The following is a 21,769-nucleotide window of genomic DNA, read 5'->3' as shown; positions in this document are numbered from 1 at the left end:
CAAAATTCAATCAATTCCGAAAATATACATTAATCACAGATAATTTTGTTTAAATCTTAAACAATTATGAATAAGTATTTTACAACTCATCTTCAAGCTTAAATCTGAATTTTAAAATCACACTATTTCTTTCTACTTCGAGATTAATCCAAATATCTTCTTCTGATTTTAAAAGTGTATTGATCTGTTGCAATGAATATTTATAGGGAACATTTTTATTGATACTCACTATAATGTCCCCTTTTTGCAAACCGCATTTTTCTGCTGCAGAATTTTTACGAATATTTACAATCTCATAAACAGGTTTTAAGGAAAACTTATATTTAAACTCCCCATCTTTTTTATTATCAGCTTGAACCTCCTCTAAAGTCGTCGCAACTTTTACCATTTCTAAATGAACCGTTTCCTGAACCCATTGCAGTCCGTTGTGCTGAATGGTAATTCCACTTTTATTATATGTGAAGGGTTCTGAAAATTTATTGTTTTTTTTAAGATATAGCTTCTTATCCGCATAATCTAAAACCACTGTAAACCTTTTTAGAACTTCCCCCCCAACAGACCCAATCCGATCCGGAACCATATTTACGTTCTTGATAGAACTTGAATCCGGAAACGATACAATTGGCTTTTTAAAATTAAAGTCGGCAATTAAAAAATTATCAATTTTAGCGCGATGCCCTTCGATATCCCCACTAAAACCTTTTCCTAAAAAATCAGGAAAATTCTTTTTAGGTAACTTAATTTTATTGTTTTCAAAAATCCAAAAAGCATCACTATTTCCTATATCAATAAGTAGTTTTGCAGGTATGGTAACTGTATCTACAATTGCTTTGGCATAAATATAGGGCTTAGATCTTTCGATAGTTATGGGAATTGCTTTAAACTTCTTATCCAGCCTTTTACGAGTTTCCTCATTATTAAGATAAACTACAATTCTCTTTTTTTGATAATTGACCTCTACTATATTATTTTTAAAAAATTTATATCCTATAATACCATTTACCGGAATACCTATATGTGAAGACAAATTAAAACTTTGATCTAAAATTATATACACTAAATGATTTCCTGATTTTAAACCATGCGTTTCTAAAATATTATTGGTCGATTTTAATCCTTCGATTTCTACTTCACTCCCTAATCCTCTCAGTTTTATTTTTTCAATGTTTTTAAAACTCACTTCCTGTCTTTCTTCCATACTGAACAAAATTGTTTCTTCGACACCGGAATCAAGTAGAAAGTTTAATTCAATGCCGTTTACTTTTATAGGAATAAAAACAAGGTTATTAATCAGCTTAAAAGGAATAGTAACCTTCTTATTGCGGTTTTCGATTAAGAAATCACCTTGGGCCAAAAGCGTAAAAGATGTTAAAAGCCCAAAAAACACTATAAAATATTTTTTCATTGATAATATTTTATGATAAAATTACTAAAAATATTGATATTTGACACATTTTAATAAGTACCCGTAATGTTTACGTTAAATTCGAAAAAAAAACGCAAATTTGCACTTCAATAATAAAAACTCATGCCAACAATTTCTCACAAAGGCAGAAACATGCCCGAATCACCGATACGTAAACTTGCTCCTTTTGCAGATGCTGCAAAACAAAAAGGAAAAAAAGTGTATCATTTAAACATTGGTCAACCGGATATCAAGACACCCGAAGTGGCCATCGAGGCGGTAAAAAATATTGATTTAACTATTATAGAATACAGTCCGTCTGCAGGATATGAAAGTTATAGAAAAAAATTAGCAAATTTTTACCAGCGTCAAAACGTAAATGTTAACTCAGAAGACATCATTATTACTACTGGTGGCTCTGAAGCCTTATTGTTTGCATTAGCCACAATTACAGATCCGGGAGATGAAATTATTATTCCTGAACCTTTTTATGCGAACTACCATGCATTTGCCTCTTCTACGAGCGCAACTGTAGTTCCTGTAATTTCGACTATCGAAAGTGCTTTTGCTTTGCCAAGTATCGAGACGGTTGAAAAATTGATTACACCAAAAACAAAAGCGATATTAATTTGTAATCCCGGTAATCCAACGGGTTATTTATATTCAGAAGGTGAAATTAAGCAACTAGCAGGTTTAATTAAAAAACACGATTTATATTTAATTGCTGACGAGGTATATCGTGAGTTTTTATACGATGGAGATGATGTTCATTTTTCTGTAATGAATCTTGAAGATGTACAGCAAAATGTTATTATGGTCGACTCTGTTTCAAAACGTTACAGTATGTGTGGCGCAAGAATTGGCTGTCTGGCAACAAAAAATAAAGACGTACTGTCTACGGTAATGAAGTTTGCCCAAGCGCGTTTAAGCCCGCCTACAATTGAGCAAATTGCCTGCGAAGCTGCAATAGACACACCACAGAGTTATTTTGATGAAGTAATCTCTGAATATAAAGGACGCCGCGACACACTAATTACTGAATTGAATAAAATTGAAGGTGTTATTGTCACTAAACCAAAAGGCGCATTTTATTGCATTGCACAATTGCCAATAGAAAATGCCGATGATTTTGCACAATGGCTTCTTGAAACGTATGACCTGAACGGAGAAACTGTAATGGTTGCTCCTGCTGCCGGATTTTATTCGACACCGGGAATGGGACTTAATCAGGTAAGAATTGCCTATGTCTTAAACAAAAAAGATTTAATTACTGCTGTAAACATTTTAAAAGAAGCTCTTTTAGTTTACAACAAGAAATAATAACAAAAATCAAGGACTCTCAAAAGGCAATAACGTACTATGTTATTGCCTTTTGTATTTTATAAAAAATTAGCATTTTGATTTTAATTTAAATTATATCTAAAAAGGAATAATTAAATAGTAAAAACGATAGAAAAGGTTTCCTTTTTATTAATTATCTTTACCGCCTTAAAAAGATATACCCATATTAATAGTAGTTTTTAATGATAAATAACGAAGATTTTTTAGACGAAATAGGAGACAATCATTTTAGCAGTAACGCACAAAATCCTGTAAGACAGGATGCTTTCGACTTAAGTGATGAAGAAAAAATAGAAAAAATAAAAAAAGATGTTGAAAACATTCTACAAACTTTAGGAATGGATTTGACGGACGACAGCATAAAAGGTACTCCAAACCGAGTTGCAAAAATGTTTGTTAAGGAAATTTTTGGAGGTCTTAACCCTACAAAAAAGCCAAAAGCTTCAACTTTTGACAATAATTACAAGTACGGCGAAATGTTGGTAGAGAAAAACATTACTGTTTATTCTACCTGCGAACATCATTTATTACCGATTATCGGACGTGCGCATGTTGCCTATATTTCAAGCGGAAGAGTGATTGGTTTGTCTAAAATGAACCGAATTGTAGAATATTATGCTAAGAGACCTCAGGTTCAAGAGCGTTTGACGATGCAAATTGTTCAGGAATTACAAATCGCTTTAGGTACAGATGATGTTGCTTGTGTTATCGATGCCAAACATCTTTGTGTAAATTCAAGAGGAATTAAAGATATCGAAAGCAGCACTGTAACGTCTGAATTTGGTGGAAAATTTAAAGATCCTCAAACAAAAAGAGAATTTTTAGACTACATTAAATTGGATACACAGTTCTAAAAAAGTTTATTGTTTATAGTTTGTTGTTATGGCAAAAATAGAAAAATTCGAAGATTTAGAAATTTGGAGATTGGCCTGGACAATCTGTCAAAAAATCGAATTCCTAATCCAAAATACAAACTTAAAGACAAATTATTCTTTAAAAGATCAAATTGACAGAAGCTCAGGTTCTATTATAGACAATATTGCTGAAGGTTTTGAACGAAATGGTAATAGAGAATTTATTCAACTTCTGAGCATTGCAAAAGGTTCAGCCGGAGAAGTAAAATCGCAATCGTATCGAGCTTTTTGATAAAAAAAATGATTATGAAGAGCAACATTTAGAATTAAATGAAATAGCTGAATTAGAAAAGAACAAAATCGGAGCGATGATGAACTATTTAAACAATTGCGAAATCAAAGGATTAAAATTCAAATAGTTTTTTTCCGACTCAAAACTAAAAACAACAAACCATAAACAACAAACCATAAACAACAAACGATAAAGTAAATATGCCACTATACACAAGTCAACATCTAAAAATATACAATTCACTTTCAGGTGAAAAAGAAAATTTCAATCCTATTCATGAAGGAAATGTTGGAATGTATGTTTGCGGACCTACAGTTTATAGCAATGTGCACTTAGGAAATGTGAGGACTTTTATGTCTTTTGACGTGATATTCAGGTATTTTTCACATCTTGATTACAAAGTTCGTTATGTTCGAAATATTACTGATGTTGGACATATTGTAGATGATGTAGATGAAGGTGAAGATAAGATCGCTAAAAAAGCGCGTTTAGAGCAACTTGAACCTATGGAGGTTGTACAGCGCTATACGGTAGATTTTCATGATATCCTGAAATCTTTTAACTTTTTGCCGCCAAGCATCGAACCAACAGCGACTGGACATATTATTGAGCAGATCGAAATCATCAAAAAAATTATCGCTACCGGAATTGGTTACGAAGCCAACGGGTCTGTTTATTTTGATGTTGTAAAATATAATGAAACAAATAATTACGGAATATTAAGCGGTAGAAATATCGAAGATATGCTAACGAATACCCGTGATCTTGATGGACAATCTGACAAAAGAAACCCACAGGATTTTGCACTTTGGAAAAAGGCAGAACCAGAGCATATCATGAGATGGCCTTCGCCATGGAGTGATGGTTTCCCGGGCTGGCATCTTGAATGTACTGCTATGAGTACCAAATATCTTGGGAATCACTTTGACATTCACGGAGGTGGAATGGATTTAAAATTTCCTCACCATGAATGCGAAATCGCTCAGAACGAAGCTTGTACAGGTCAGTCTCCGGTAAATTACTGGATGCATGCCAATATGCTGACTCTGAACGGAAAGAAAATGGCTAAATCGACTGGAAATAACATTTTACCAGGCGAAATTTTAAGCGGAAATAACAACATTTTAAGCAAAGCATTCTCAGCATCGGTAACTCGTTTCTTCATGTTACAGGCACATTACAGAAGTATTTTAGATTTTTCTGATGATGCAATTGTTGCTGCCGAAAAAGGATATAAAAGATTAATGGAAGCTGTTGACGCATTGCCTGCTATTTCAGCAAGCGCAACGAGTTCTATAGATATTGCTTCCTGGAAACAATTATGTTACGATGCAATGAACGACGATTTTAATACTCCTATTTTAATCGCACAATTGTTCGAAGCTGTTCGTTATATCAATTTATTAAAAGAAGGTAAAGAAACTATCTCTACTGAAGATTTAACTTCATTTACAACCGCAATGAATGCTTTTGTTTTTGATGTTTTAGGCTTAAGCGATGAGAAAGCTGCCGATGCCAATAATGATAAATTAGAAGGCGTTGTCAATATGCTTATCGGAATGAGAAATCAGGCAAGAGCAGACAAAAACTTTGCCCTTTCTGATCAGATTCGTGATCAGTTGATTACTTTAGGTATTCAGCTGAAAGATGGTAAAGAAGGTACAAGTTTTTCTATATAACTATTTATTTTCTAATAAATCATGAAAGTAATCACTCCATTTGTTTTATTAGTACGCTTTTATCAAACTGCAATTTCACCTTTTACACCGGCAAGCTGCAGATTCGAACCTACATGCTCGACTTATATGATTCAAGCCTTGCAAACACACGGATTATTTTATGGCGGCTATCTGGGAATGAAACGAATTTTGAGTTGTCATCCCTGGGGAAGAACTGGCTACGATCCTGTTCCTGAGAAGAAATGTTCACACAAACATTAACTTTTTATAAAGAGGAACTCTGTTTTTAATATTTATTTTTACAAGACACAAAAACAATTTAATATATGACACACTCCTTAAATATCATTTGGAATCCTTCAGAAGGAATCGACTTAGGATTTTTTATGATTCGTTACTACAGTTTAATGTTCGTAATTGCTTTTGGCTTAGGCTGGTTCCTAATGAAAAAGATTTTCGAACGCGAAAATGAATCTATCGACAAATTAGACTCTTTATTTATCTGGACTGTATTAGCTACTTTAATAGGTGCTCGTTTAGGACATGTATTGTTTTATGACTGGGAATATTTTAGAAATCACTTACTTGAAATATTTTTACCTTTTAGATTCGAACCAAAATTTGAATTCACAGGTTTTCAGGGATTAGCAAGTCATGGTGCGGCAATCGCCATTATCATTGCAATGTACTATTACAGCAAAAAAATCTTAAAACGTCCGTTATTATGGATTTTAGACCGTGTAGTAATTCCAGTTGCAAGTGGTGCTATCTTTGTTCGTCTGGGAAACTTTTTTAATTCTGAAATCATTGGAAAAGAAACTGATTCTGCATTTGGAATTCGTTTTTTACACGATCAATTCAGCAAATCCGAAGCTGTAAACGCAACAGGTATTGCAGATCCAAAAGCGGCTTATACAGCAATTGCAACAGACCCTAAGTTCGCTGATTTATTAGCTCAGGTTCCTATAAAACATCCCACACAATTATACGAAGGTATCGCTTATATCTTTGTTTTTGCTATTCTGTATTTCTTGTACTGGAAAACAAATGCAAGACTTAAATCAGGATTATTATTCGGATTGTTTTTAGTTCTTTTATTTGTAGTACGTTTTATCGTAGAGTTTGTAAAAGAAAGCCAAGGCGGTTTCGAGAACGAATTAGGCATTTTCTCAACAGGACAATGGCTAAGCATACCTTTTATCATTATCGGGCTTTTCTTTATCATCAGAGCACAAAGAAATCCTTTAGCAGCATCTTAAAATTTAAACCTCAATATTGTGATAAGCCCGATTTTTGTATCGGGCTTTTTTTTTGCACAAAAACAAATATTTCAGTCTTATTTTTCCAGCAGTTACGATAAGAATTTCATTATTTTAAGAAGCAGAGATTATCCTTGTCAAAACAACTTTCACTCCCGCTGTACACTATATCTTTTCCCTCCTAAAGAAGCAGGAAAAAGGATATCGTTTCCATCCTACCGTGTGGACACAAGTACAAAACAAACACGAATTTCACTAATTGACACTAATTTAGTTTGTGGAATTAATTTCACAAACTAAATTAACCTATTAAAATTTGTGCAAATTCGTGTTCAAAATTGATTAATAATATTTGTGTCCAGACGGTAGGTTTCCATCGGGGCTAAACCAGAACTTTCTGTTTGCAAAAGACGTTTTAGTAAGACTGCATACAAACTTTTCACAATCAACATTACCATAAATCAATACAGAGAAACATACACATACACAGAACTGTAACTTTCATCGAATAAAAAATATAATGCGATAACAAAGCACAAAAAAAAAGATCCGGCTTACGCCGGATCTTTTCATATAAACTAAGATTTTAATTAAACCTTATTATGCTTGTCTTCGATTGTATGTTTTTCATCACCTGAAATCGTGTCTACCAATACTGGTGTAGCGATAAATAATGAAGAATAAGTTCCTACAACAATACCAATCAACATTGCGAAGATAAATCCTCTGATAGACTCACCACCAAAGATAAACATTGTCAATAATACAATGATCATCATTAATGAAGTATTCAACGTTCTTGATAAAGTAGTATTAATAGAAGCGTTTACAATATCTTCAAAACTACCTTTACGGTTTCCGATGATAAACTCTCTAACCCTGTCAAATACAATTACAGTATCATTCATAGAATAACCAATAACGGTAAGAATCGCAGCGATAAAGTGCTGATCCATTTCCATGTGGAAAGGCATGAATTTATAACATAAAGAGTAAATTCCTAATACAAAGATAACGTCATGCGCTACAGCTGCGATCGCACCTAATGAATATTGCCATTTACGGAAAGAAACCATTAAGTATAAGAAAATAGCTGCCATTGCACCAAGAACCGCCCAGTAAGAGTTTGTTTTGATATCCTCAGAGATAGAAGCTCCAACTTTAGACGCTTGCAAAACACCGATTTTTTTACCATCAAACGAGTTGATGAATTTATCGTAAGAAGTGTTTGGGTAATACTTTTGCAATGCATTGTATAACTTTTGATTCACTTCTTCGTCGATAGCAACACCATCTTCTTTAATCTTATATTTTGTAGTGATTTTTAATTGATCATCATCACCTAAAATTTTAGCTTCAACAGGAGTTCCAAAAGCCGCAGATAACTCATCTGAAACTACAGTAGCATCTACCGGTTTTTCAAATTTCACCTGGAAAGTTCTTCCTCCAACAAAATCAACACCTTCATCTAATCCGTTAACGAAGAAAATAGAAGTTAAACTTACCACAACTACAATTGAAGAGAAGATGTAAGTGAATTTTTTGATTTTAATAAAGTCAAAGTGGAAATTAGTAAACCAGTTTTTAGTAATTTTTGTAGAGAAAGTTAAATCTCCTTTTCCAGCAATATTTCTGTCGATAAAGATTCTAGCGATAAAAATTGATGTAAACATTGAAGTTACGATACCAATAAGTAAAGTTAATGCAAAACCTTTAATTGGTCCTGTTCCAAAAATAAACAAGATTGCTCCAGTTAAAACGTGCGTTACGTTCGCATCAATAATAGAACGCATTGCTCCGTGCCATCCGTAAGATTCAGCAACTGCTTCAGATAAAGATTTACCTTCACGCAATTCTTCTTTTGCTCTTTCAAATATAATAATATTCGCATCTACCGCAGTACCTAATGTAAGTACGATACCTGCAATACCTGGTAATGTAAGTACAAAACCAAAACTTGCCATAATTCCGAATAAGAAAAGTAAGTTTAATAATAATGCAAGATTAGCGTACCAACCTGCTTTACCATAATAGAATACCATCCATAAACAAACTAATAAAAATCCTAATACAGATGAAACTGTTCCAGCATCAATTGCAGCCTGACCTAGAGATGGTCCTACAACAGTTGATTGAACGATATCTGCAGAAGCCGGTAATTTACCTGCATTTAATATGTTAGCTAAATCTTTAGTTTCAGCAACATCAAAAGAACCTGTAATTTCAGATCTTCCTCCTGCAATTGGTCCACTAGTTACACCTGGAGCAGAATAAACAATATCATCTAAAACAATAGCAATATAACTTTTTTGAGAAAAAGCTCTACCTGTTAATTCTTCCCAAACTTTAGCTCCCTGACTGTTCATTTGCATAGAAACAGCTGGTTTTCCTAATTGGTCAAAAGTATCTTTTGCATCAGTAACAACACCACCGCTCATCGCAGGAACGTTATCTCTGTTTCCTTTTAATGCATATAATTCAACAGCTTCAATACTTTTTCCTTTAGCATCATTTATAGTAGTTGGCTTACTCCATACAAATTTTGCATAGTGTTGGTCAGCTCCTAATAAAACTCTGATATCTGATCTTTTTAAATACCCGTTTACTACAGCAGTATCTTTTGGAGCGAAATAACCTAAAATTGGTCCACCACCCTGACCTAACATTTTGTCAAATAATGGGTTGTTTCCTTTTTTAGTATCAACTGAATCTTTAGCATCTGTTAATAAAGCATTCAATGAATCTTTAGCAACAACTTTAGTTTCAATTTTTTTAATTTCAGTCTTTTTTAGCGCTTCGTTAGCAGCTACTAAAAAGTTTCCAATTTCTTCAATTTTATAAGTTTCCCAAAACTCTAATTGAGCTTTACCACCTAATAGTTTTTTAATTCTATCTACATCCTTAGCACCTGGAAGCTCTACTAAAATTCTTCCTGTTTCTCCTAATTTCTGGATGTTTGGCTGTGTAACACCAAATTTGTCGATACGCTCTCTTAATACTTTAAAAGCACTTTCAACAGACTCATCAACTTTTCTTTTAATTACTTTTTGAACTTGCGAATCAGACATTTGAAAATCGATTCCACCTTCTCCCTGCAAACTTCTGTTTGCAAAAATATCAGGTGAAGCTAATTTTACAGTTCCTTTTGAATTCGCTTCAAAAGCTTCAAAAAACTTACTTAAATAGGTTTTATTTCCTTCTAAATTTGCAGACGCATCGGCTAATGATTTATTAAATACCGGATTTTTAGAATTATTAGCTAATCCTTTCAAAACATCCTTAATAGAAATTTGAAGAATAACGTTGATTCCTCCTTCTAAGTCAAGACCTTTGTTTAGTTGTTTATTTTTTACTTCATTGTAAGTAAAATCTGAAAAACCAAGATTAAATACTTTTTCTTTACCAATAGAGTCTAAATATTTTAGCTCTTTATCAGGATTATCTCCTGCAAAAGCCTTAGCCTCACTTTTGACATTATTTGCCACAAAAGTGAACGAGAGTTGGTAAATACTTACCAATGCAAATAGAATTGCGAAAAATTTAATAAGTCCTTTATTCTGCATTATTACTAAAAATTAATTATGTTTTATAGTTTGTTTTTGTTTTAAAGTCCCATAAAATAAGCCCTGACATGAATTTTTAAAACTAAAAAATCGAGATCACGAATTACCACATTTTTTTTAAACCGAGCAAATATATAATTAACGAAAAGATTAACCAATTTATTTATTAATTAATCTTAAAAAAAAGACTGCAAAAGTGCAGTCTTTTCCCTTTTTTACGAAAATCGTTATACTAAAATCGATTTTAGAGCATCATTCATACCTCTAACTGCATCTGCACTTTTTGCAAACAAAGCTTTTTCGTGGTCATTTAATTTGATGTCTAAAATTTCTTCAACTCCATTCTTTCCAATTATACATGGAACTCCAATACATATGTCATTTTGCCCGTATTCTCCTTCGACAAAAACAGAACAAGCAATCATTTTCTTCTGATCGTTTAAAATACTGTCGACAAGATACGCAACAGAAGCTCCTGGCGCATACCATGCTGATGTTCCTAAAAGACCTGTAAGAGTAGCTCCGCCAACCATTGTATCAGCAGCTACTTTTTGCAATACCTCTTCTGAAAGAAATTCTGTTACCGGAATTCCGTTATAAGAAGCCAAACGAGTTAAAGGAATCATAGTCGTATCACCGTGACCACCAATAACCATTGCTGAGATATCATTTGCAGGCTTATCAAGAGCCAAAGAAAGATACGTTCTGAAACGAGAACTATCTAACGCTCCACCCATACCTATAATTCTGTTTTTTGGTACTCCGGTAGCTTTTAAAGCTAAATAAGTCATAGTATCCATTGGATTTGAAACTACAACTATTATAGTATTTGGGGAATGTTTTAGAACATTTTCAGCAACTGTTTTCACAATTCCTGCATTTATGCCAATTAATTCCTCACGAGTCATTCCTGGTTTTCTTGGAATTCCTGATGTAATTACTACTACATCACTTCCGGCAGTTTTAGAATAATCGTTAGTCACGCCAGACACTTTGGTATTAAAACCTGTATTTGTCGCACATTGCATAATATCCAACGCTTTCCCTTCGGCAAAACCTTCTTTAATATCCAACAACACTACTTCGCTTGCAATTCCTCTATAAGAAATAACATCTGCACATGTAGCTCCAACATTTCCTGCTCCTACAATGGTAACTTTCATATTTTATACTTTATCGGTTATTAATTAATTTATTTGATAAATAAACAATTCGTTTAATCGTTTAAGTAAATTTAAACAATTAAACGAATTGATGACTAAATATTATTATGCATCGATATTAGCGTAGACTGCATTTTTCTCGATAAATTCTCTACGTGGCGGAACTTCATCTCCCATTAACATTGAGAAAACTCTATCAGCTTCAGCCAGACTATCAATAGTTACCTGACGTAAAGTTCTAAAGCTCGGATCCATTGTAGTTTCCCACAATTGCTCTGCGTTCATCTCTCCAAGACCTTTATAACGCTGAATTCCGGCACTGCCTCCCATTCTTTCGTTTGCCTGATCGCGCTGAACATCATTCCATGCGTATTCTTTTTTGTTTCCTTTTTTAACTAAATATAAAGGTGGTGCTGCGATATAAACGTGACCTTCTTCGATCAATTCTTTCATAAAACGGAAGAAGAATGTTAATATTAAGGTAGAAATGTGACTACCATCGACATCGGCATCACACATGATGATTACCTTATGGTATCTTAGTTTTTCAAGGTTTAATGCTTTACTATCTTCTGCAGTACCTACGGTAACTCCTAAAGCGGTAAAGATGTTACGAATCTCTTCGTTTTCGAATACTTTATGGTGCATCGCTTTTTCGACATTCAAAATCTTACCACGTAATGGTAAAATCGCCTGAAATGCACGATCACGACCTTGTTTTGCTGTTCCACCAGCCGAATCTCCCTCGACAAGGTAAACTTCACATCTTGCAGGATCCTGCTCAGAACAATCTGAAAGTTTTCCAGGTAATCCACCGCCACCCATAACGGTTTTACGCTGTACCATTTCACGTGCCTTTTTAGCAGCATGACGGGCTTGTGCAGCCAAAATTACTTTTTGGATAATGATACGGGCATCATTTGGATTTTCTTCCAAATAGTTTTCTAACATTTCTCCAACTGCCTGAGAAACCGGAGAAACTACTTCTCTGTTTCCTAGTTTTGTTTTGGTCTGACCTTCGAACTGAGGTTCTTGTACTTTTACCGAAATAATAGCCGTTAATCCTTCACGGAAGTCATCTCCCGAAATTTCGAATTTCAACTTGTCCAGCATCCCGGAAGCATCTGCATATTTTTTAAGGGTTCTTGTTAAACCACTTCTAAAACCTTGTAAATGTGTTCCTCCTTCGTGCGTGTTGATATTATTTACATAAGAAAAAATATTCTCTGTATAACTTGTATTATAAATTAAGGCAACCTCAACCGGAATCTCACCTTTTTCGTGGTCCATGCTGATTACGTGAGAGATAATTGGCTCACGGTTACCATCTAAATAACGAATATATTCTTTAAGACCTTCATCTGAATGAAAAACTTCTACTTTAAATTCGCCTTTTTCATCGACTTCTCTTTTGTCCGTAAATGTGATTGTAATTCCTTTATTCAGGAAAGAAAGCTCACGCATACGAGCTGATAGAGTATCATAAGAGAACTCTGTAGTTTGCGTAAAAATTGTTTCGTCAGGATAAAAAGTTACAATAGTTCCTCTTTTTGTAGTTTCTCCAATTTGTTTTACCGGATAAAGCGCTTTTCCTTTTTCATATTCTTGCTCGTACACTTTTCCGTCACTACTGTGAACAGTTGCACGCAAGTGATTTGACAAAGCATTTACTACCGAAACTCCAACACCGTGCAAACCTCCGGAAACTTTATAAGAATCCTTATCAAATTTACCTCCGGCACCAATTTTAGTCATAACAACTTCTAGTGCAGAAACTCCTTCTTTTTTATGTATGTCTACCGGGATTCCACGACCATTATCTTCGACGCTTACAGATCCATCTTCGTTTATTGCAACACCAATAGTATCACAATGCCCTCCCATGGCCTCATCAATAGAGTTATCTACAACTTCATAAACCAAATGATGCAGTCCTCGAACACCCACATCTCCAATATACATCGATGGACGCATTCTTACGTGCTCCATACCTTCTAATGCCTGAATACTATCTGCTGAATAATTGTTCTTCTTGATTTCTTCGCTCATATAATTTATTCTAAAAATGTAATTATTGTCTAACACGCAAATATATAAAAACGCAAATTATATATCCGTTAAAATACTGTTTAAAGCACTTAAGTTATTAACACAATTGTCTTAAAAACCAAAAATAAACTCCAAAAGCCAACTTTAAATTCCAAACTTCATAAATTCCAAATTCCAAATATAGGAATAACACAAAAAAATCAAATAACAACATCTATTATAATCTTGAGAGCAGGATGAAATAAAAAATCCGAAACAACAATTTTAATGTCATTTCGGATTTAAGATTTGGAATTTAAGAAAATTGGAATTTTTCTTTTTTACTATTTCTTATTAAAATCTCCAACATAAATCGAGGTCATTTTATCCAGGCTCAAATACTTTTTCAAAACCGCATTTACCTCTTCTACTTTTAAGGCTTTTACTTTAGTATCCAGAGCATCATAATCTTCCAGAGGAATACCATATTGAAGATAAGTGTTTGTCAAACTCATTAAGGTATCATCAACTCCCAGTCTGGTTTTTCTCTCATTTTGCCAGCTAACCAAATTTGATTTTAATTCATCTGCTGTAAATCCATCTTTTAATGCTTTTGCAATTTCTTCTTTCGTCGCGGTTTCAACGGCATTCTTTTTTGTTGGATTTAAAAACGCATAATAACTCCATGAAGCCACATCACTTATCAATGGTACATCAATAAAAGAGCCTGCTCCATAACTTATTCCTTCTTTTTCTCTTAATCTCATAGGAATTCTGGCACTCAAAAACCCTCCGCTTCCCAGTATCTCATTTGCCATAATAAAGGCAGGATAATCAGGGTTGTTTCTGTCCATTTTAAAATTTATTCTTCCTATGGCAACAGCATTTTCTTTATCAGGAGTAATTACATCCTTGTCCAGTTTCGCTGTTTCAAAATAAGTAGGTAAAGCAAGTTCATATTTCGATTTAGAATTCCATTTTCCAAACGTATTTTCTAAAATCTCTGCTGTTGATTTAGCATCAAGTTCTCCTACAATACTTCCTACCCCATTATTTCCTCCTAAAATATTGGTGTAAAAATCAACTATTTCAGATTGTTTGATCTTTTTAAAAGCATCGATCTGTTCTTGAATTGTCAAGGTATAAAAAATACTTTCTTTAGGGTATTTTGTCGTTTGTCTTGAAATCTCTGTAAACGCGACTGACTGGGGATCATTTAAGTTCGATTCTAAATAAGTATTATAATCACTGATTGTTTTTGTTAGTTCATTTTCCGGAAAAGTAGAATTAACCAGTAAATCTCCCAAAATCTCCATTACCTCCTTAAAATTCTCTTTATAAGTACTAATATTCATGGACAGGGTTTGTCTTGTAAAATTAAAATTGATACTTGATTTTAACTGATCCAGTCTATCCTGAATTTGCTCTTTGGTTTTGCTTTTAGTTCCTGTTTTCAGTAATTGGGCCAGAATACCACCGGCATCAGTTTTACCTGCTAAATCTTTTTGATTGCTTACCGGAAATTTAAAATTAGCCTGAACTTTTCCTCCTTTAATTTCTTTTTTAATCAATCCGTATTTTGCACCATTACTTAGTTTTCCTTCAACTAAATTTTGTTTCAAATTTTTAATCGAAGCTTCAAATGCAGCTGTTTCTTTTTCTAAAGCTTTTCCTTTGTAATCTTTTGTAAAAGCAACTAATTGTTCGTCTGTATATTCAGCAGGTTTTACTCTTTGTTCGTCTTTTGACGGAATAAATACTCCAACTGTTCTATTGTTACTTCTAAAATATTTCTCGGCCACTCTTTGTATATCTTCTTTTGTTAAGTTCTCGACAGCATCCCTGTACAAAAATCCTAATCTGTAATCTCCTGCTCCAATAACTTCAGTAAGATTTATTGCAAACGAAATGGTATTGTTTTTTACACTTTCGATTTGTGTAATAATTTTAGCTTTCGCTCTGCTTACATCTTCATCTGTGTATTTTGTTGAACCTATTTTATCCAGTTCGTCTCTTACAATTTCCTTTGTTGCCTTAATATCTTTATCATTTGGAACTGCTACCCCAAAATATAAAAAGCTGGCATCTCTTGTAATGGGCTGCCAAAAATAAATACTGGATACTTTTTGTGTTTCGACCAATGTTTTATACAAGTAACCTGATGGATCAGCCGTTAAAATCTCTCCTAATGCGTCGATTGCAGCATAATCTTTATCTACATAAGCTGCAGTATGATATAAAGCTCCGATATTTTTGCTGTCTCCTGCTCTTTTAAGCTCTACATATTTTTCGCCATCCTGAGCTGGTTCTATAGTATAAGTTTTATCTAAAACTCTTTTAGGTCTTGGAATCGCACCAAAATATTGCCCTACATATTGTAATGCTTTTTTCTCATCAAACTTACCGGCAATTATTAAAGTTGAATTATCCGGCTGATAATATTTTTCATAAAAAACCCTAAGTCTATTCGCTTTTACGCGTTCAATATCTTCTTTACTTCCAATAGTACTTCTGCCGTAATTGTGCCATAAATAAGCCGCAGAAAGTATTCTTTCCTGCAAAACCCCATCGGGATTGTTTTCTCCTATTTCAAACTCATTTCTTACTACTGAAAATTCCTTACTAAGATCCGTTTGCAAAATGGTCGAATTAACCATTCTGTCTGCCTCCATTTCTATACTCCACTTTAAATTCTCATCATTAGAAGGAAAAATTTCGTAGTAATTAGTGCGATCTAACCAAGTAGTTCCGTTTGCATTTCCTCCTTTATCAGAAAGCATTTTTTTGATGTCACCTAAATTTTTAGTGCTCTTAAAAAGCATGTGCTCCAGTAAATGCGCCATACCTTTTTCTCCGTAACCTTCATTTCTGGAACCTACATTATAAACAATATTTACAATCATATTGCTTTGAGAAGCATCCGGAATCAACAGTACTTTTAATCCGTTATTCAATGAATACTCTTTTACACCTTCTACATTTTTAATGTATTTAGGAGTTTCAATCTTTTTTTGTGCATAAACCGAACTCAATGAAATAAGCGAACAGCATAAAATACTACTTAATAATAAGTTTCTCATAGATTACATTTAAAATTAATTTATTCTTTGGCAATCAAATATAGTATTTTTCTGAACATCAAATTCTAATTTTTATCCCTGAGTTTTGGGACAAAATTCTAAAAATGAGACATAAAAAAATCCGAAACAACATATCTCATGCTGCTTCGGATTTTAAGTATTTATTCTCCAAATTGGAAATTATTTTTTTCTCTTTTTAAAAATTTACGCTACAACTCCCGCTTTAGAAATTTCAATATCTGCTTTTACGTGTGCAGCATTTGCTCTTCCGCTCGGATCCTGATTTTCCTGCCATTTCGGAATCCATTTTCGAACCGTTTGTGCAGCACTAACCTGTGGATAGAATTTATGAAAAATAGATCTGTATAGATAAGCTTCTTTTGTTGTTGGTGAATTGTATGGAAATTCAGCACTTGCTCCGGCTAATTGTTCATCAGAAACCTGGGTAGCACAATATTCAATTAATTCGTCAACCCATTTATATCCCACTCCATCAGAAAACTGTTCTTTTTGTCTCCATAAAATTTCAGTTGGCAAATATGGGTTTTCGGGGGTATCAAATGCTTTTCTTAAAATATATTTTTCAATACCATCATATGTCTTTGGTTGTTTTTCTTCTGTTTTAATTCGAATTGAAACATCTAAAAAATCTTTGTCCAAAAATGGAATTCTAGCCTCTAGTCCGTGTGCCATTGTTGTTTTATCAGCACGTAATAAATCTGCGGTAAACAATTTCTGAACTCTTTCGATTGTTTCATCCTGAAATTCTTCTGTAGATGGCGCATTTCTAAAATACAAATGACCTCCAAAAACTTCATCAGCTCCTTCTCCTGAAAGAATTACTTTAATTCCCTGATCAGCTACTGCTTTTGATAACAAATACATTGGTACGCCAGATCTTACCGAAATGATATCATAAGTTTCGATATGATAAATCACTTTTTCTAAAATAGCAACACCTTCTTCTACCGTAAAATGTATTTCATGATGTTCTGTTCCTAAAAATTCAGCTGCTTTTCTTGCTGCACTATTGTCAGGAGAATCAGTATCTAAACCAATAGAGAAAGAATGTAGTTTTTCTCCGCTTTCCTTCAACAATCGCGCTGCAATTGCTGATGTTAATGAGGAGTCTAATCCTCCTGAAAGTAAAACACCTACCGGCACTTCGCTCATTAAGCGTTTACGAGTTGCCTGTATTAACGATTCACGAACCAGATCAAGATCTAATGCCTGATTAGCATTCGAATGATCTTCATAATCAGGATTATAATATTTTACGAAACCTGTTTTTCCTGTGTAATAATGTCCGGGAGGAAAAGTTGAAAACGATTTGCACTGATCTGCAATTGATTTCATTTCTGACGAAAAATAGATTCTTCCTCTTTCATCCAATCCGTAATATAATGGTTTAACACCAACTGCATCTCTGGCGGCAATATAATTATCACCATCTATGATGACAAAAGCAAAATCGCCATCAAGCATATTACAAAACTTGTATCCAAATTCTTCATACAGATGCACAATTACCTCTGAATCTGATTTTGCTCTAAACGTATGATTTTTTAATACTGTATCTTTTAATTCCTGATAATTATAGATTTCTCCATCATGCACCATCCAGGCTTTATTAGTTCCCTGAATTGGCTGTTTACCCGATTTTAAATCGATAATCGACAGGCTTTCATGACAAATAATACTGCCATTCTCCATAATATGCAAATCACGTTCATCAGGACCACGATGCGACATTCTTTTAGAAAGCTCTTTTACGAGTTGCGGGTCTTTTCCTTTACCAATAACGGCCAATAATCCAGACATACTATTCTATTTTTTATTTATTTTAATTTTCGCTCACATCAAAACAAAGTAAGCCGGGAATAATTTCCTTTATAATCTTCTAATTTTCAGCCCAAACTAATACCAAATAATCTATTTCCTGTAATTATATAGCTACAATACAGGTGATTTGTTTTATTTCAGCGAATGCCAAATATAAAAAAGAAACTTAAACAATTGCTGAAAAAAAAATTTTAAGTATCTGAAATAATAGTTTTTAACATTATTAGACAAGAAAAACGTCCTCAATACTGAGAACGTCTTTCGGAAAAATAATATATACTAATTCTAATAATTCCTGTTTATGCTTGCGCGTAAGCGTCATCATGTACACTTGCCACTGCTCGTCCTGAAGGATCGTTCATGTTTTTGAAAGCTTCATCCCACTCCAGTGCAATTTTTGTACTACAAGCAACACTTGCTTCCTGAGGCACACATAAAGCTGCAGCATCACTAGGAAAATGTTCTGCAAAGATCGAACGATAGTAATATTCTTCTTTAGAAGTTGGTGTTTGCAAAGGGAATTTGAATCTTGCATTTGCCAATTGCTCATCTGAAACTTCTTTGGCTACCACTTCTTTCAAAGTATCAATCCAACTGTATCCTACTCCATCAGAAAATTGCTCTTTTTGTCTCCATGCTACACTTTCCGGCAACATATCTTCAAAAGCTTTACGAACTACCCATTTTTCCATTGGGTGCTCTTTGTTGATCATTTTATCTTGTGGGTTGATGCGCATCGCAACATCCATAAATTCTTTGTCTAAAAACGGAACACGCCCTTCGATTCCCCATGCTGCCAAACTTTTGTTCGCACGCAAACAATCGTACATGTGCAGTTTGCCTAATTTACGAACGTTTTCTTCGTGAAATTCTCTTGCATTTGGCGCTTTGTGGAAATATAAGTAACCTCCAAACAACTCATCTGCACCTTCACCTGATAATACCATTTTGATTCCCATTGATTTAATAACTCTCGCCATTAACCACATTGGAGTTGATGCTCTAACCGTAGTTACATCATACGTTTCCAGGTTATAAATTACATCACGAACTGCATCTAAACCTTCCTGAATTGTAAATTTGATTTCGTGGTGAATTGTTCCGATATGTTTTGCTACAATTTGAGCTGCTGCTAAATCAGGAGAACCATCTAATCCTACTGAGAAAGAGTGCAATTGAGGATACCACGCATCTGTAGTATCATCTGACTCAATACGTTTTTGTGCAAATTTTTTGGCTACAGCCGAAGTAATAGACGAATCTAAACCTCCTGAAAGTAAAACTCCGTAAGGAACATCACTCATTAATTGTCTGTGAACCGCCGCTTCAAGTGCTTCTTTAATTGCAGGAATACTTGTTTCGTTGTCTTTTACAGCATCATAATCTACCCAGTCTCTTTTGTACCATTGTACAAATTCACCGTCTTTACTTGTCATATAATGTCCCGGAGGAAATAACTCAATTTTTGTGCAATATCCTTCTAATGCTTTCAATTCTGAAGCTACATAAAAAGTTCCGTGCTGATCCCAACCAATATACAGCGGAATAATACCCATGTGATCACGAGCAATAAAATACTCATCTTTCTCAACATCATAAATAGCGAATCCGAAAATTCCGTTCATTTCGTCTACAAAGTGTGGTCCTTTTTCTTTGTAAAGTGCTAAAATAACTTCACAGTCACTTTCTGTCTGAAAGTTATATTTTCCTTCAAATTGTTTACGTAATTCTCTGTGGTTGTAAATCTCACCATTTGCAGCCAAAACCAATTTTTTATCTTCTGTAAATAAAGGTTGTTTTCCTGAAGCTGGATCTACAATTGCCAAACGCTCGTGTGAAAGAATTGCTTTATCATTGCTGTAAATTCCGCTCCAGTCCGGTCCGCGGTGACGAATGATTTTAGACATTTCTAATACTTGAGGTCTTAATGTTTCGGCTTTTTGTTTTAGATCAAAGGCACATACGATTCCACACATAACTATATATTTTTATTTGTAAATTTTTATTTTGACAAGGCAAAGATGCGGTATTGGTTACAATTGAAAAACATAAAAGTTTATTTCAGTTATAATTTAAAACCAAAAACTGATATTTACATATAAAATGTAAAATTTTAACAGTAAAAAAAGGCCTGAACTTGAAAATTTCAATTTCAATCTTAAACAAGACACAAAACACAAGGTTTTAAAGAGATATTTGAATTAAATTTCATGATATTCGAAAATCACTGAAAGATTCCTAAAGAGAAGAAGAAAAGTGGATTGGTAATTATTGTTTTCGTCTAATTTAACTAAGTCAAGAGTTTTTAGTTTGTCATCTTGACGAAGAAAAGATCACACTAGAAACTCGACAAAGATTAGCGAAACAGAACTTTCTTCGATTTTTCTTGTCAACCCGATTTCTATAATAATACCTAATCTTTTTTTCAGGAGCTAATCCCGCACCCGAGCCTGAAAGTACGAACTGGCGAAGCAATCCGTTGCAATCTTTTGTAGCTCCCGATAGCTATCGGGATGCCACAAAAGGATTTCCACTTATCGGGGCTAGGCCAGTCATTTCCATAAGAATGTTTTCGGTTAGTATTTCATTTCGAAAAGATTGTGTGGAATCTCTTTATTTATAATCCTGTGTAGTCCCTACGGGACAATTTCATCATGTGATCATTCTTTTTTCTACCGATATTTAACTCCTAAAGGAGTATATATTGTAGAGAAAAAATGTCGGTAGAAAAAATAAACGCGGGAATAAAATTGTCCCGTAGGGACTACACAAAAAATCAAACCTTACAAAACACTCTCAATCGTATAATGCGTCTTATTGATTTCAAATTTAAACCCCACTTTATTCCCCATTAAATGAGATCCAAGGGGAGATTGAGGAGAAAGTGCAATAACATTGATTTCGTCAATTGCAATTTTAGGAAGTGCCACGATTACATACAAATAAATTCCGTTGGCTTTTACCAAGCTGCCCAAAATAATATTTTCAGTAGTTTTTGACGCATCAATTTTATCTAAAATCGCTTTTTGGGTTATCGCTTCTTTTAGTTTATTGGTGAGTTTTTCCTGCTCGATATGCATCATCGACAAAGCCGTTTCGTGTTTGTCACCGGCAGAACCTTTGGCATCGTTTTTAGAATCTTCAGTCAAAGCCGAAATCATATCTCTGAAAACATCTATGCGGTCCTGAACCATTTGCAGGTAATGTGAATGTATTTTTTGTTTGAATTCCATATTGTAGTTTAACCGCAAAGAGCGCTAGGT

The 21,769-nt window shown here is 34.0% G+C and carries 13 protein-coding genes and 1 pseudogene; 6 read left to right on the top strand and 8 right to left on the bottom strand.

Features of this window, described 5'->3' with window-relative positions; genetic code table 11:
- Nucleotides 1-79 precede the first annotated feature (79 nt).
- Nucleotides 80-1,405 carry a PDZ domain-containing protein gene (locus ACQKCJ_RS15060; RefSeq protein ID WP_271335817.1) on the bottom strand — a complete coding sequence of 442 codons (1,326 nt, stop codon included), beginning with the start codon at nt 1,403-1,405 and terminating at the stop codon, nt 80-82.
- Between the two features lie 123 nt (nt 1,406-1,528).
- Here ACQKCJ_RS15060 and ACQKCJ_RS15055 point away from each other — a divergent pair, with 123 nt between their 5' ends.
- The 6 genes and pseudogenes from ACQKCJ_RS15055 (at nt 1,529) to lgt (ending at nt 6,830) form a co-directional block, all read left to right on the top strand.
- Nucleotides 1,529-2,725: a pyridoxal phosphate-dependent aminotransferase gene (locus ACQKCJ_RS15055; protein ID WP_427402326.1), complete on the top strand. Its 1,197-nt coding sequence runs from the start codon at nt 1,529-1,531 to the stop codon at nt 2,723-2,725.
- A gap of 203 nt (nt 2,726-2,928) precedes the next feature.
- Nucleotides 2,929-3,600, top strand: a complete 672-nt coding sequence (gene folE / locus ACQKCJ_RS15050; protein WP_271335815.1) for a GTP cyclohydrolase I FolE — start codon at nt 2,929-2,931, stop codon at nt 3,598-3,600.
- Between the two features lie 28 nt (nt 3,601-3,628).
- A pseudogene (locus ACQKCJ_RS15045) lies at nt 3,629-4,019 on the top strand (four helix bundle protein).
- 73 nt (nt 4,020-4,092) lie between these two features.
- The gene (cysS, locus tag ACQKCJ_RS15040; protein WP_427402325.1) at nt 4,093-5,571 is read left to right on the top strand and encodes a cysteine--tRNA ligase; all 1,479 of its coding nucleotides are present in this window, start codon (nt 4,093-4,095) and stop codon (nt 5,569-5,571) included.
- 21 nt (nt 5,572-5,592) lie between these two features.
- On the top strand, nt 5,593-5,832 hold the full coding sequence (gene yidD / locus ACQKCJ_RS15035; RefSeq protein ID WP_068843653.1) for a membrane protein insertion efficiency factor YidD: 240 nt from the start codon (nt 5,593-5,595) through the stop codon (nt 5,830-5,832).
- Nucleotides 5,833-5,897: 65 nt separating this feature from the next.
- Entirely contained in the window at nt 5,898-6,830 is a 933-nt protein-coding gene (gene lgt, locus ACQKCJ_RS15030) for a prolipoprotein diacylglyceryl transferase (protein WP_427402324.1), read from the top strand.
- Between the two features lie 590 nt (nt 6,831-7,420).
- Here lgt and secDF read toward each other — a convergent pair.
- From secDF to ACQKCJ_RS14995, 7 genes are all read right to left on the bottom strand, one after another.
- The gene (secDF, locus tag ACQKCJ_RS15025; RefSeq protein ID WP_427402323.1) at nt 7,421-10,393 is read right to left on the bottom strand and encodes a protein translocase subunit SecDF; all 2,973 of its coding nucleotides are present in this window, start codon (nt 10,391-10,393) and stop codon (nt 7,421-7,423) included.
- 227 nt (nt 10,394-10,620) lie between these two features.
- Nucleotides 10,621-11,556 (bottom strand): malate dehydrogenase, encoded by a 936-nt coding sequence (gene mdh / locus ACQKCJ_RS15020; protein ID WP_271335811.1) that lies wholly within the window; start codon nt 11,554-11,556, stop codon nt 10,621-10,623.
- Between the two features lie 105 nt (nt 11,557-11,661).
- Nucleotides 11,662-13,605, bottom strand: coding sequence for a DNA topoisomerase (ATP-hydrolyzing) subunit B (gene gyrB, locus ACQKCJ_RS15015; protein ID WP_271335810.1), 1,944 nt, complete (start codon nt 13,603-13,605; stop codon nt 11,662-11,664).
- A 323-nt stretch (nt 13,606-13,928) separates the two neighbouring features.
- Nucleotides 13,929-16,664: a M16 family metallopeptidase gene (locus ACQKCJ_RS15010; RefSeq protein ID WP_427402322.1), complete on the bottom strand. Its 2,736-nt coding sequence runs from the start codon at nt 16,662-16,664 to the stop codon at nt 13,929-13,931.
- 204 nt (nt 16,665-16,868) lie between these two features.
- Nucleotides 16,869-18,485 carry an asparagine synthase B gene (gene asnB, locus ACQKCJ_RS15005; RefSeq protein WP_427402321.1) on the bottom strand — a complete coding sequence of 539 codons (1,617 nt, stop codon included), beginning with the start codon at nt 18,483-18,485 and terminating at the stop codon, nt 16,869-16,871.
- 320 nt (nt 18,486-18,805) lie between these two features.
- Entirely contained in the window at nt 18,806-20,482 is a 1,677-nt protein-coding gene (asnB, locus tag ACQKCJ_RS15000) for an asparagine synthase B (RefSeq protein WP_271335807.1), read from the bottom strand.
- Nucleotides 20,483-21,289: 807 nt separating this feature from the next.
- Complete coding sequence (locus tag ACQKCJ_RS14995) at nt 21,290-21,739, bottom strand: hypothetical protein (RefSeq protein WP_427402320.1); 450 nt, start codon at nt 21,737-21,739, stop codon at nt 21,290-21,292.
- Nucleotides 21,740-21,769: the final 30 nt, after the last annotated feature.

Source organism: Flavobacterium sp. NPDC079362, assembly GCF_050267765.1.
In the GTDB taxonomy this organism is placed as follows: domain Bacteria; phylum Bacteroidota; class Bacteroidia; order Flavobacteriales; family Flavobacteriaceae; genus Flavobacterium; species Flavobacterium azizsancarii.
Note: the sequence above shows the minus strand (reverse complement) of the source record. Positions and strands in the feature narration are given on the sequence as shown.

Coding starts and splice junctions, on each gene's coding strand:
- ACQKCJ_RS15060 (WP_271335817.1), bottom strand. CDS start 1,405: ATGAAAAAATATTTTATAGTGTTTTTTGGGCTTTTAACATCTTTTACG.
- ACQKCJ_RS15055 (WP_427402326.1), top strand. CDS start 1,529: ATGCCAACAATTTCTCACAAAGGCAGAAACATGCCCGAATCACCGATA.
- folE (WP_271335815.1), top strand. CDS start 2,929: ATGATAAATAACGAAGATTTTTTAGACGAAATAGGAGACAATCATTTT.
- cysS (WP_427402325.1), top strand. CDS start 4,093: ATGCCACTATACACAAGTCAACATCTAAAAATATACAATTCACTTTCA.
- yidD (WP_068843653.1), top strand. CDS start 5,593: ATGAAAGTAATCACTCCATTTGTTTTATTAGTACGCTTTTATCAAACT.
- lgt (WP_427402324.1), top strand. CDS start 5,898: ATGACACACTCCTTAAATATCATTTGGAATCCTTCAGAAGGAATCGAC.
- secDF (WP_427402323.1), bottom strand. CDS start 10,393: ATGCAGAATAAAGGACTTATTAAATTTTTCGCAATTCTATTTGCATTG.
- mdh (WP_271335811.1), bottom strand. CDS start 11,556: ATGAAAGTTACCATTGTAGGAGCAGGAAATGTTGGAGCTACATGTGCA.
- gyrB (WP_271335810.1), bottom strand. CDS start 13,605: ATGAGCGAAGAAATCAAGAAGAACAATTATTCAGCAGATAGTATTCAG.
- ACQKCJ_RS15010 (WP_427402322.1), bottom strand. CDS start 16,664: ATGAGAAACTTATTATTAAGTAGTATTTTATGCTGTTCGCTTATTTCA.
- asnB (WP_427402321.1), bottom strand. CDS start 18,485: ATGTCTGGATTATTGGCCGTTATTGGTAAAGGAAAAGACCCGCAACTC.
- asnB (WP_271335807.1), bottom strand. CDS start 20,482: ATGTGTGGAATCGTATGTGCCTTTGATCTAAAACAAAAAGCCGAAACA.
- ACQKCJ_RS14995 (WP_427402320.1), bottom strand. CDS start 21,739: ATGGAATTCAAACAAAAAATACATTCACATTACCTGCAAATGGTTCAG.